Annotated in this window: 15 protein-coding genes and 2 tRNA genes; 2 read left to right on the plus strand and 15 right to left on the minus strand. The window is 49.8% G+C overall.

Features of this window, described 5'->3' with window-relative positions:
* Positions 1 to 4 precede the first annotated feature (4 nt).
* The 4 genes from VK70_RS22065 to rpsF form a co-directional block, all read right to left on the minus strand.
* Positions 5 to 1960 carry an endonuclease MutS2 gene (locus tag VK70_RS22065; protein ID WP_025694543.1) on the minus strand — a complete coding sequence of 652 codons (1956 nt, stop codon included), beginning with the start codon at positions 1958 to 1960 and terminating at the stop codon, positions 5 to 7.
* 562 nt (positions 1961 to 2522) lie between these two features.
* A complete protein-coding gene (rpsR, locus tag VK70_RS22070) occupies positions 2523 to 2795 on the minus strand; it encodes a 30S ribosomal protein S18 (protein WP_025692516.1) in 273 nt (90 codons plus the stop codon).
* A 21-nt stretch (positions 2796 to 2816) separates the two neighbouring features.
* Complete coding sequence (gene ssb, locus VK70_RS22075; RefSeq protein ID WP_025694542.1) at positions 2817 to 3311, minus strand: single-stranded DNA-binding protein; 495 nt, start codon at positions 3309 to 3311, stop codon at positions 2817 to 2819.
* Positions 3312 to 3361: 50 nt separating this feature from the next.
* Positions 3362 to 3646 (minus strand): 30S ribosomal protein S6, encoded by a 285-nt coding sequence (rpsF, locus tag VK70_RS22080; RefSeq protein WP_025694541.1) that lies wholly within the window; start codon positions 3644 to 3646, stop codon positions 3362 to 3364.
* A gap of 220 nt (positions 3647 to 3866) precedes the next feature.
* On the opposite strand from rpsF, the gene VK70_RS22085 reads away from it, so the two are divergent.
* Complete coding sequence (locus VK70_RS22085) at positions 3867 to 4064, plus strand: YjzC family protein (protein ID WP_025694540.1); 198 nt, start codon at positions 3867 to 3869, stop codon at positions 4062 to 4064.
* Positions 4065 to 4456: 392 nt separating this feature from the next.
* Here VK70_RS22085 and VK70_RS22090 read toward each other — a convergent pair.
* The 9 genes from VK70_RS22090 to VK70_RS22130 form a co-directional block, all read right to left on the minus strand.
* A tRNA-Ser gene (locus VK70_RS22090) sits at positions 4457 to 4547 on the minus strand.
* A 60-nt stretch (positions 4548 to 4607) separates the two neighbouring features.
* Positions 4608 to 5288, minus strand: coding sequence for an ABC transporter permease (locus VK70_RS22095; protein ID WP_025694539.1), 681 nt, complete (start codon positions 5286 to 5288; stop codon positions 4608 to 4610).
* Complete coding sequence (locus VK70_RS22100; protein ID WP_025694538.1) at positions 5281 to 6201, minus strand: ABC transporter ATP-binding protein; 921 nt, start codon at positions 6199 to 6201, stop codon at positions 5281 to 5283. The genes VK70_RS22095 and VK70_RS22100 overlap by 8 nt, the downstream gene beginning before the upstream one ends.
* Before the next feature lie 144 nt (positions 6202 to 6345).
* Positions 6346 to 7281, minus strand: a complete 936-nt coding sequence (locus VK70_RS22105; protein WP_025694537.1) for a sensor histidine kinase — start codon at positions 7279 to 7281, stop codon at positions 6346 to 6348.
* Positions 7278 to 7997, minus strand: a complete 720-nt coding sequence (locus VK70_RS22110) for a response regulator transcription factor (protein WP_025694536.1) — start codon at positions 7995 to 7997, stop codon at positions 7278 to 7280. Before VK70_RS22110 ends, VK70_RS22105 begins: the two co-directional genes overlap by 4 nt.
* A 229-nt stretch (positions 7998 to 8226) precedes the next feature.
* Positions 8227 to 8317, minus strand: a tRNA-Ser gene (locus VK70_RS22115).
* Positions 8318 to 8360: 43 nt separating this feature from the next.
* The gene (locus tag VK70_RS22120) at positions 8361 to 8573 is read right to left on the minus strand and encodes a DUF951 domain-containing protein (protein ID WP_025691481.1); all 213 of its coding nucleotides are present in this window, start codon (positions 8571 to 8573) and stop codon (positions 8361 to 8363) included.
* Positions 8563 to 9657 carry a mechanosensitive ion channel family protein gene (locus VK70_RS22125; RefSeq protein WP_025694535.1) on the minus strand — a complete coding sequence of 365 codons (1095 nt, stop codon included), beginning with the start codon at positions 9655 to 9657 and terminating at the stop codon, positions 8563 to 8565. The genes VK70_RS22120 and VK70_RS22125 overlap by 11 nt, the downstream gene beginning before the upstream one ends.
* Positions 9658 to 9670: 13 nt before the next feature.
* Entirely contained in the window at positions 9671 to 9928 is a 258-nt protein-coding gene (locus VK70_RS22130) for a putative Se/S carrier protein (RefSeq protein ID WP_025694534.1), read from the minus strand.
* Between the two features lie 115 nt (positions 9929 to 10043).
* On the opposite strand from VK70_RS22130, the gene yyaC reads away from it, so the two are divergent.
* A complete protein-coding gene (yyaC, locus tag VK70_RS22135; protein WP_025691484.1) occupies positions 10044 to 10649 on the plus strand; it encodes a spore protease YyaC in 606 nt (201 codons plus the stop codon).
* Here the strand turns inward: yyaC and VK70_RS22140 are convergent.
* The gene (locus VK70_RS22140) at positions 10624 to 11124 is read right to left on the minus strand and encodes a DUF4446 family protein (protein WP_025694533.1); all 501 of its coding nucleotides are present in this window, start codon (positions 11122 to 11124) and stop codon (positions 10624 to 10626) included. The two genes, yyaC and VK70_RS22140, sit on opposite strands and share 26 nt — an antisense overlap.
* Positions 11125 to 11145: 21 nt before the next feature.
* Positions 11146 to 12309: an aminotransferase class V-fold PLP-dependent enzyme gene (locus VK70_RS22145; RefSeq protein WP_025694532.1), complete on the minus strand. Its 1164-nt coding sequence runs from the start codon at positions 12307 to 12309 to the stop codon at positions 11146 to 11148.
* Between the last annotated feature and the right edge of the window lie 83 nt (positions 12310 to 12392).

The following is a 12392-nucleotide window of genomic DNA, read 5'->3' on the forward strand; positions in this document are numbered from 1 at the left end:
TTTATTACTCTCTATCATTCCTCTCCTTTTCTTTGATGATCATTACACCTTCCACATGTTTGCGCCGCATTAAATTCCGTTTCTTCCGGTCTTCTTTCGTCTCCAGCACAATATCCAGATCATAATTTTCCGGGTATAGCTCATCTTTGGATAGATACGGCTTCAAGCGTTTATGATTAATCTGCAGTTTATGCTTTTGGACCATGACGCCTACCATGCCTCTTGCATTCCGTTTCTCATATACGATTCCCGTTCGGCCAAGCGAACTGACATAGACTGCGTCGCCGACTTCAAAAGAATGCGGCTGTACCTGGCGATCCTTATGTCCTTCCTCTGCATGCTGCCGCTTGCTTTCTGCCATTTCTGCCGCTTCTTTCTCTTCTTCCCTTCCTTCATGGTCATACCACAGCCGCATTTCTTGTTCGCCCAGCTGTCCGCGGCTCTGACCGCCGGCAATTTGACGCGAGCGTTCAATAACTCTGGCGTCGATCCCGAGCTTCTCGGCAATTTGCAGCGCATAGCTGTGCCCCGCTTCCCCTATTGTCAGCTTATATAGCGGGCGGAGCGTAGACGGGTCAAATTCCATTCGCGCATTTTGGAACTGCGGGGCGGCCGAGGCAAACACTTTTAACTCATTAAAATGTGTTGTGACAATGATATTGGCACCTTTGCGGCTCAGCTCCTCCAAAATGGCGATCGACAGAGCGATGCCCTCCCCCGGGTCGGTGCCCGCCGCCAGCTCATCGATTAGCAGTAAAATATTCGGTCCTGCGGCGCGCAGCATCTCGTCTACCCCCTTCATCTGGGCGGAGAACGTACTGAGGGACTGCGTCAGGCTTTGCCCGTCTCCAATTACACTCATTACATCGGCAAAAACGGGAAGTCGGCTCTCTTTATCCGCCGGAATCAAGAGCCCCGACTGAGCCATCAGCACAAGCAGCCCCACCGTCTTCAGCACAACCGTCTTTCCGCCCGTATTCGGGCCGGTGATTACCAGCGACCGATATCCCTTGCCGAATTCAACATGGATCGGAACCATACCGGCAAGCATCGGATGTCTGGCTCCGCAGAGCCGCAGATCCCCCCGGTCATTGAAGGTTACAGCTTCGCCCCCTATCACAGCAGCATATTTCGCCTTAGCAAAAATAAAATCATACACCCCCGTAATTTCGATATTCAGCCGCAGGGCATCCTGCTCCCGTTCGATCAGCCCGGTCAGCATGCTCAAAATGATGCCCTCCTCCCGCGCTTCTTCAGCCGACAGCATTTCCAGTTCCCCTTGCAGAGCCGCTACTTCCTCCGGTTCCACATACACCGTCTGCCCGCTTGTGGACTGATCGAGCACTGAGCCCTTCACCTGCTTATGGTACTCACGCTTGACCGGGATCACGTAACGGCCTCCCCGCTGACTGTACAGATTTTCCTGCAAAATGGATTGGTGGCGCGACATGACGCTCTCAATTTTCTTGAGCAGCCGTTCTTTGGTTACTCTCAGCCGTTTGCGCACCTTCTCCAGCCCCTTGCTGGCTCCGTCGTCAATTACGCCGAACCGGATACAGCGTTCGATCTCCGCTTTGACCGTCTTTAGTTCCGCCAATGAGGATGCATAAGCGCCGATCCGCGGCGCTGTTTCTTTGGAAGCCATATACTTGCGCAGCTGGCTGCAGCTGTTCAAGAATACGCCCACAGACGTAAAATCCTGCTCATTGAACAGATATCCCGTTCCCAGAAGCGATATCACCCATTCAATCCCTTCTAGCGAGGGGATCGGCACACTCGACCCTCTTATTACTAATTCCTTCGCCTCCGCTGTTTCTTCCACCGCTCTGTGGATCGCCGTAAGCTCAGTCATTGGCGCAAGCTCTGCAATGAGCGCTTTTCCGACATAGGAGACGGCATACCGTCCCAGTTCCTCCTTGATCAAATGATATTCGAGCGTTTGCCGGCTTTGTAAATGCATGTTTTTTTCCTCCTTTTTTGGGTATCGTTCATCGTTCTGGAATTCGTCCTTAACGCAAAAAAGGGCAAAGAATGCCGCAGCGGCATTCTTTGCCCTAATCCTTACACTGCTCCCTTGTCCTGGGCATGGGGCTAAGGATAGCTCCATGCCCCAAATACACGAACAAAACCGTGCTGCAAGAGCACGGTTTTGTTCGTGTAGACGGGATAACAGCCGTAAAGAGGCTATTGACGCGTCGCGTGTTCTTAACTAAATCATTCACCATAGGCTATAAGGGCACAGCCATGCCAGAAACACGTGTTAACATGCGTTTCGGACACGCTCAAATAAGCGTGCGTTTCAGCGGCTAAATAACAGCCGCCGTTCTGCCTTCAGGTGATATGAAATTGCTTAGTTAAGAACGCTCACCGACATCAAAATTTCCCCTTCGTTATAGGATGGTTTAAATTTACTACATTTGGCTGGCCGCGTCAATCGGCCGGTGCAAGGGCTAACCTGCCCCCTTACCGACTTTACGGCAGCAAAAAAGACAGCCGGTAACCCGGCTGTCTCTGGGCCTGTCTTATTCAGTAGTGTAAGGCAGAAGCGCAATTTGACGCGAACGTTTGATTGCGATCGTCAGGGCGCGTTGGTATTTTGCGCTCGTGCCGGTTACACGGCGAGGCAAAATTTTACCGCGCTCACTGATGAATTTCTTCAGCAGTTCCGTATCTTTATAGTCAATGTGAGTAATTTTGTTCACAGTGAAAAAACATACTTTACGACGTTTGTTGCGGCCGCCACGGCGTGGAGGTCTTTTGTCGTTATCTCCGCCTTCTCTTTGTTTAAAAGCCATTGTCTTTTCAGTCCTTCCGTATTAAAATGGCAAATCATCATCCGATATATCAATCGGCTTACCGTCGCCCGAAAAGGGATCCTGATTATTGTTGCGCGAGAAACCGCTATTTCCACTGTTTCCGCGTCCGCCGCCGCCGTATGAAGGTGGCTCGGGCATATCCCCCCCGCCGGATGCGTTTCCGCTCTCACGGCTCTGGGAAGATTCCAGGAACCGGACATTATCGGCAATAACTTCGGTTACGTATACACGCTTGCCTTCGTTATTCTCGTAATTCCGTACTTGGATGCGTCCCTCTACCGCCGTCAGCCGACCTTTGCGCAAGTAATTGGCACAGGTCTCCGCCAGCTGTCTCCAGGTTACGACCGGAATGAAATCCGCTTCACGTTCGCCGCCTTGGCTTGTAAAAGGCCGGTCTACAGCAAGCGTAAACTGGGTTACGGCAACGCCGGCAGGCGTATAACGCAGCTCAGGATCGCGGGTCAATCGGCCGATCAGAATGACACGGTTCAACATCTTTGGTCCCCTCCTTGGAGCGATTTCCTTACAAAGCGAACTTCGCGCTATTAGGCAACGTCGTTCGTGATGAGATAACGAATAACTTCGTCGGAAATTTTCATCAGACGTTCCAATTCGGCAACTACTGCAGGCTCTGCATTGAAGTTAACCAGAACATAAACGCCATCACGGAATTTCTTGATCTCATACGCAAGACGTTTCTTACCCTGCACATCGTGCTTCGTAATTTCCCCGCCGTTAGAGATGATGCCTTGGAATTTTTCGACTGCTGCTTGAACGGCTTCTTGTTCAATGTCAGGACGAACAATGTACATCACTTCGTATTTGCGCATAACTTTCACCTCCTTATGGTCTAAGGCCCCTGATCGGGTCAGGAGCAAGGATCGAGCACAAACTCGAACTATAATAATATACCAAATCTGCGGACCCGATGCAAGCTCTATTCCTTTTCACCCTGTCTGATTATCGACTACCCTCGGGCTACATGAAGCCGCGATGCAATGTGCACAATAGAACTGCAGTTCATTTTTAATGCGGAAAGGAGGCGGCAAAATGGGCGAACAGACCGAATTTGAAGAAGGCCAACGGGCCCCAAATCCCGGAGTCTATACGGAGGTAGGCGAGGCACGAAGCTTCCATACGGAGATTCAGCATCCAAAGTCGATTAAGATGAAAAAGGGCGATATGTTCCCGGAAACCACGAACAAAAACCGCAAATGGAAAAAAGTCGAGAAAGCGCGCGTGCATTAATTTTTTTACAGCCATGTATAAAACAAGCTCCGCCATCCCATACTATTCTCAGGCAGCACAAGAGAGAGGTGTGGTTCCGTTGGACAATGAAGCCCGACAAACTCACAGGAATTCTGTTGCAGCAACTATGGTTGGCCAAGGAGAGTGCTGACGGCAGAGTCTCATTAGACAGAAGCCTTTAGTGTTCCTTACTCGCTTTAGCAGCTTTCTACAGAGAAATTCCAAAAATCATTCAAGTGCTGCCTCGGAAGGGCCCGTAAGGGTCCTTCTTTGCTGTGTTCAGCAAGTCATGCCTATGTAAAAATTACGGATTCCCGCCTTCCTCGTCCCCGGCAATAAATCAAAAAATCCTCCGCCCGCCGGACGAAGGATTGTGATTAACTGATAGGTAATGGCGGAGAAGGTGGGATTCGAACCCACGCACGCTTTGACACGCCTAGCTGATTTCGAGTCAGCCCCCTTGGGCCTCTTGGGTACCTCTCCATTGCCGCAGAAACACACAGGTAATATCTTACCATAAATCAGTTTCTTCCGGCAAGTGATTTAAGCGACATCGTCCCGTTCTACCCTGCGAATGGACAGATAAGCGATAGCTATTCCAAGCAGGCCCAGGGATACCGAGACAAGCGCCAGATCTCCCAAGCGGAATTTACCGAAGCCGGATGAGATAAGCGTGACAATCAGCACCGCGCTGACTATGGTCGCCGGCACCGATTTTTTGCGCATTCCCACATACAAGGGGATCAGACCTATACCCGCTGCGTATACAGCACTCGCTCCGGTCTTAATCAACTCCGAAATGAGCAGGTTAGCGGTGATTTCCTCCGAAATGGCGCTCACGAAACTGTTAACGCCCACTATGATCGCCCCGAGCACGATATTTGACACCACAATATTAAGGAAAGTGAACAGCAGCACGATGATGAGCTTCGCATACATCAGCTTCATCCGTGAAATGGGATACGTAAACAGCAGGGCCATCGTATTGTTCTTATACTCGTCAATAATCAACCTGCTGAGCAGAACGGAAGCAAAGATGATGAATGTACCGCTTATAAAGATATGCAGCCCTTCAAAAGCCTCCGGATAGGTTGCAAATTCACTTTGGTCAATGAAGACGACTAGTATCATGAAGGCGAGGATGGCCAGATTGGCGATGAGTACACCTTTCAGCATTCCAGCCAGCTTATGCTTGCGAATTTCCAGAGAAATAAGCTTACGCAATGCCCTCACCCCCGATCAGGCTTAAGAAATGATCTTCCAGTGAGTGTTTATTTTTGCTGATACTTTCTATTTCCACATCCTCCATCACCAGCGCCTTATTCAGTTCATGCTGCGAAACTCCTTCATCGTAAATCCGGATGATGCCGGAATCCATCACTTTAAAATTCGACAGATGCAGTTTGTGCTCCAGCACATAAACCGCTTTACTGACCGAACGGGTGACCAGCTCAATATACTCCGTATTTCGGCTGAGAATGGAGTCCATCGCCATCTCCTCAAGCAGTACGCCCTCGCGAATAACGCCGATCGTATCGGCAATCTGTTCAATTTCGCCAAGGATGTGGCTGGAGATTAGCAAGGTCATTCCATATTCCCGGCTGAGCATCCGAAACACATCGCGCAGTTCCTTAATGCCGACCGGGTCCAGACCGTTAATCGGCTCATCCAGGATAAGCAGCTCGGGTTTCGTCATTACCGCTCTAGCAATGCCCAGACGCTGCTTCATGCCAAGAGAGAACTCCTTCACCGGCTTCTTATCTACTCCCGTAAGTTTTACCAGCTCCATAACATCGTCAATCGCCTGGCGGTTGTAATAGCCCATATATTCACCATGCAGCAGCAGATTTTCACGGGCAGTCAGTTTATCGTAAAAAACGGGGTACTCGATAATGCTGCCCATTCGTTTTAGCATCTCATAGGAACGGCTGGTCATACGTTCACCGAAAAATTCGATTTCGCCTTCCGTCGGCTTTACGAGGTTTGTAATCATCTTCATCACGGTCGTTTTGCCCGCGCCGTTCGGTCCCAGAAAGCCGTAGATTTCACCCTGCCTAATTGTCATGTTTACGCTGCTTACGCTATGTTTCCCCTTGTACATTTTGCTTAAATTTCGCGTCCGAAGAATTACCGTCACTTCCGCTGCCCCCTTTGGATTTCTCTTTCTGTTCCTGGTTTTTATTGTATAGAGCGGAATTTTCTTTTTTATTAATGTAATCTTACGAAATTCTTAAGAAGCGACTCCAGACAGGACCGACATCTCCTGACCGCCACGGCCGATTCACAGATTTATCCTCGGAAAAACGACCGTAAAAGCCGTCCTCACATAAGGCTTGCTCACGAGCGAAATCTTACCGTTCATCTGCTCCGTTAATCTTTTAGTGATCGTCAGTCCAAGACCGCTTCCCTGATAGACCCGGTTCCGTGAATCCTCCAGCGTATAAAGGCGCTCGAACACTTTATCCTGATGGCCCTCGGTAATCCCCTTTCCCCGGTCCCAAATTTCAATACTCACGGTGTCCGTATCATGATTAAGCTTCAGCCCAAGCACCCCTCCGGCGGCTCCGTACCTGATCGCATTGGACAGCAGATTGGACAGAATCCGGTCCAGCGCCTCATTATTCCCCCGGATGTAGCAAGCTTCATCTGGAATCTCAATCGATACATCAATACCTTTGCCGCTTAGGATATCGTAAAAGGCCAAAATATTCCTGCGGCACACTTCGCCGGCCTCTACCCTTGACAGTGAAAGCTGATGATCGCCCGATTCGAGCTTGGCCAAGTCAAAAAAGGTGTTCATCTGCGTGATTACCTCCCCAGCCTTCCAGTGGATCATTCTCAGCATTCGCTCCCGTTCTTCGGCGTCCATATCTGCGTCCTGCAGCAGTGTTTCAATATACCCGAGAACGACGGTCAGCGGCGTCTTCAGGTCATGCGACACATTCGCCAGCATCTGGCGCATGGATTTCTGCAGTTTATTTCTCCGGGCGATGCCTTCATGGTTGAGATCCAGCAGCCGGTTCACATCTGTCAGCAGCGTTTGCAGTTCGGGCGAGCTGCTGAACACCAGCAATCGTTCCTGTGAATGCTGTGAAATGATCTGGTCCAGTTTATCGTGGATATACTTCAACTGGCGCGAATGATGACGCGACCTCCGGTACTGCATCACAAGACCCAACAGAAGCAGACCGATCACAGCTCCAAGCACCGCAGTCATTGCACCGTATCTCCCAGCTTATACCCGATGCCCCATAAGGTTTTGATATATTCAGGGTGGGAGGGATCGTCTTCAATCTTCTCCCGCAGCCTTCTCATATGTACGTTAATCACATTCTCGTCTCCGTAATACTCTTCCGCCCATACCATCCCATAAATCTGCGCCTTGGTGAACACCCGGCCCGGATGGGTCATAAACAGCTTCAGGATTTGAAATTCCTTGGCCGTCAGCTTCACCTCTTCCCCATTTTTCAGCGCCGAGAAATTATCAAAATCCACCGTCAGCCCGCGCAAGGTAATGCTATGCTTCGGATTGGCTGTCCCTTCGGACGGGCCGCGGCTTGAGGCATATTCCGCCCGGCGGATTGCCGCCTTCACCCTCGCCGCAAGCTCAATCATCGAGAATGGCTTACTGATATAATCATCCGCTCCAAATCCGAGTCCGAGCGCTTTATCGACATCGGTATCTTTTGCGGACACAATCATCACGGGTACCAAACTTGATTTACGAATGCTTTGAAGAACATCCACGCCGCTGCGATTCGGCAGCATTTGGTCCAGCAGAACAAGGTCAAAGGGACCTCTATCGCGAAAAGCTTGCTCCGCCGCCTCTCCGTCGAAGGCGCTCTCGACCTGGTAACCCTCTTTCACTAAATACGAGCGAACCATCTCACTGATGGCTTCGTCATCCTCGACCAACAATACACGATGCTGCAACAAGATTCCCTCCCGCAGTAAATTCCTCGGCCGGCTGACAGGTTATAATAGCCCGACTCATACCCAGCCTTACCAAAAAAGTTTCTTTCAGCATATTCGTTTACATAGTATAAACTTACCAGAATTATTAGGGTACGGGAGATCCACAACTTATAAATTTATGACAAAAAAACCTCCCGCCTAACAAGGCAGAAGGTTAATTTCATCTCGTTTATTAACTTGGCTTTAGTGGCGGAGAGAGTGGGATTCGAACCCACGCACGCTTTGACACGCCTAACTGATTTCGAGTCAGCCCCCTTGGACCTCTTGGGTACCTCTCCGCAGCAAGCTCTATTGTACCATTTAACAAGGGTAATTGCAAGCTTAATTATTATCCACTTTTTTCTCGGCTGATCGAAGCACCTTTTTTAAATTCTTCTCAAATTTAGCCCGGGGAATCAGTACACTGTGCTGACAACCCGTACACTTAATTCGAATATCCATCCCCATGCGGATAACTTCCATTTCATTCGTCCCGCATGGATGCGGCTTCTTCATCTGTACGATATCACCCAGTTGAAAGCTTTTACGTTCCATCAGGCTTCCCCCCTTTTTCTTTGGCATTCCCAGCCGCCTGCTCCAGCAATCCCGTTCTTGCCGAACGGCGCGCTGTCTGCTGCTCCGATGCTGATCCAGACGGCTCCTCATCAGCTAACGCCTTTGTCTCTGACTGTGTGTCTGACTCGGAGTGAGCTTCGGCTGCTGCCTCCCCCTGTTCTTGTTCAGCCCGCTCCGCTACCTTCTGCGCCTGCTGCTCAAGTGCTTTTTTAATATCGCTCTGAATCTGACGCTGTGCGACATCCCTTTTATTAGGCAGGGTATTGGCGGTTACGCGAACCACATACTCAGAAGTGCTCATCGATTGAATCCCCAGAATGTTCGGAAATGCGACGACATTGGGATTACGTTCTTCAATGCCTTCAAGCGCCTGACGGATGAGGCCCAGCGTTTCTTCCAGACTCTGTTCGATTTTTACCGGAACATCAACAACGGCCAAGGCATTGGCCATCGAGAAATTCGTCACGTTCGCTATTGTACCGTTTGGAATGATATACATTTCGCCATTACTGCCAAGCAGTTTGGTCGTACGCAGCCCGATCATCTCGACTGTACCTTTGAATCCGCCAGTTGCAATCACATCGCCTACCGCAAATTGATCCTCCAGAATAATGAAAAAGCCGGTAATCACATCTTTGACCAAACTTTGCGCGCCAAAACCGATAGCCAGGCCAAGTACGCTTGCACTTGCCAGCAGCGGACCGAGCTTAAAATTAAACTCCGATAGTATGATCAGAATCATGATGAAATTGCAGACAATCGTTACCGTATTTTTCAGCAGCTCGCCAACTGTTGAGAAGCGCCGCGTATTAGCCAGTATCCCTCTGCTGCTCTTTCGTTCCAATGAACGATCAATAACGCCGTATACAACCTTAATCAATATGCGCGTCAGAATGAATAGAAAAATAATGCGCAGGCCCGCAAACAAAACATTAGCCCACATATCCGCATTGGTTACCCAGTTCCATATTTTATCCCTAAACTGAACCGCCTTGTTTACCGCCTGACTCATTGTCCCTTCCGAAGTATCGGCACTCAGCAGCCAGCCAAACCAGTGATGCATTCCCTCCTCCTCCTCACTCAGAAATCAATCTGTACCCGCCTTCATGGTCATCCCTGCCGTATATACCGCGGATTTCGATTGTCTCTTCCTTTATAATCTGTTCAACCTTAGCGAGCTCGCGGCGAAAAAATTGAATCGACATGGCGCAGCCAGCGGTAATATCTTTTGGCGTCGGACAGGTGTCAATCTCAATTTCAGCATATTCCAGCAGCATCTCGGCGCGCAGCGCCTGCTGGGTAGAGTCAAACGCTATCAACAGTTCCTCGTTCATTGGTCACACTCCTCATAGGCTTCAGGGCTCATCTCTTCTTCCTGAAGTATAAAACTGTCCTTCTATCCATATACTAGCTAGCATCAAGTAGAAATGTCCTGGAAAGGAAGATTGTATGTATTATTCCTCTAATCCAACGCCACTACAAGAAATGTCTTGTTTAAAAATATCACATACGGACCCTGAAATCTATTCTGCGATCATTCACCGGCTGCTGTTTCATTTCTCCCGCGCCCGTGCCGGCGCTCAGATTGTCGTTGTCTGCATCGGCACCGACCGTTCGACCGGAGATGCGCTCGGACCGCTTGTGGGCACCGCCCTGTCGCGCTTTCACAGCCCGCTGTTCTCTCTATATGGGACGCTCGACAATCCGGTGCATGCCGTCAATCTGGAGGAGACGCTGAACCTGATCCGTGAGCGCCATGATAATCCCTATATCATCGGCATAGATGCCTGTCTGGGACATTCCACAAGCGTTGGTTCAATTCAAGTCGTTGAGGGCCCTCTGCGCCCCGGAGCGGGTGTAAACAAACAACTGCCGCCGGTAGGCGATATCCATTTAACTGGCATCGTTAACGTCGGCGGCTTTATGGAATATTTCGTATTGCAAAACACACGGCTTAGCCTTGTTATGAAGCTATCGGAGATTATCGCTTCCAGCCTCTTTTCGGCTATGAAGCAGTGGCACGTGCACTCTAAATCCGCTGCAGCGCAAGAGTAACCACTTCTTGTTCCTCGGGTGAAAGCGGATATTGCGGTTCTCCTTCATTAAGCGTCTTGGCGTAAATATAGGAGTTGTCACGGTTGTGCAGACTGGTAAGCACCATGCCGGTTCGGCGGTCATCGAGAATGGCCAGCGAGAAACTGAGGTCATTTCCGCGGTCTCCAAAAGCATTATAGCGTTTCAGAGCAATATGTCCCTTGATGCCCTGTAATTTTAACTGAAGCGCTTCTATCGCATTCTTTTGCAGCTGCTGGGTTTCTTCCAGCAGGTCGTTCTGCGTTTTCAAATCGACCAACAGGCTTTCCAAATCCTCAATTCCCGAACCGGACATCATGGCATCATACTTTCGCCGCATGGACCGCAGTCTGCTTCCCTGCACAAGAATAAGAATAAACATAACGAGCAAGAGAATGGCCATCCCCGGGATAAACCATTGCAGTTGATCGCTTATAAATTGGTTCATTTCTGACATCGATAAGACCGTCCTTTTTCTTTATCTGCTGCGCCGCTCGCTATAGAGTTCCCTCATTGCATGCAGCATCATACCGACATCTTGTTCTGTCGTATCCACACCTACACTCACTCTTACCGCCCCGCTCTGCAGCGTACCGGCGGCTTTATGCGCCAGCGGCGTACAATGCATTCCTGCCCTTACAGCAATCCCATACTCCCTGTCAAGGCGGTGGGCAATTTGTGCCGATTCTTCACCCTCTATAACAAATGACAGAAGTCCCGTACGCGGAGCACCTTCGGCCGGGCCAAGAAATCTCATCCCGGTAATATCCCTCATCCCCTCCATTAGGGATTGAATAAGGTTCCATTCATGCCTGTGTATATTTTCCGTACCCAGTGATTGTACCTTCTGTACTCCTGCAAGCAGTCCCGCAATCCCAACTGTATTCTGCGTCCCCGCTTCATATTTGTCCGGTCTTACGTTCGGCTGCTCACTATTCTCCGACTGACTTCCCGTACCTCCGTGCATAAGCGGCTCCAAATCGAGTTCCGGCGAAATATACAGCCCCCCTGTTCCCTGTGGTCCAAGAAGACCTTTATGCCCGGGAAAAGCTAGAAGATCGATATTCATTTTGCCTACATCGATATCCAGTGAACCGGCGCTTTGAGCGGCATCCACCAAAAATACAGCGCCATGCGTTTTGGCAATATCACCTATTTCGCCAATGGGCAGAATACTTCCAAGCAAATTGGAACTGTGGCTGCAGATGACCATTCTAGTATTGGACTTGAAAGTCTTTTTCAATTCCTGCAGATCAAGCTGTCCTTCCGAGTCCACCTTTAAATAATCAACCTCAATCCCCTTGGTTCTGCGCAAATATTCCAGTGGCCGGCGTACCGAATTATGCTCAGTCATCGTTGAAATGACATGATCCCCCGGGCGGAGTGTCCCTTGAATCGCCATATTAAGCGACATCGTCGTATTATGTGTAAACGCGATATCCTGCGCATTGGTAACTCCAAACAATTCCGCTAGTGCCATTCTCGCCCGAACCAGCACCCTTCCGGTTCCCATAGCAAGTGAATAGTTACCTCTTCCGGCGTTGGCTCCAGCGTGCTGCAGAGCATCCATCATCGCTTGTGCAACCTCTGGAGGTTTGGGCCATGAGGTTGCAGCATGATCCAAATAGACAAACTCCTTCAAGTTCTCGCCCCCTTAATGTTGAACATACCGTTCCTTCGTGCAAAAAACATATCCATCATTATCCTTTACGGATAGATCAGGAT

The sequence above is a fragment of the Paenibacillus durus ATCC 35681 genome, assembly GCF_000993825.1.
Classification (GTDB): Bacteria; Bacillota; Bacilli; order Paenibacillales; family Paenibacillaceae; genus Paenibacillus_AQ; species Paenibacillus_AQ durus_B.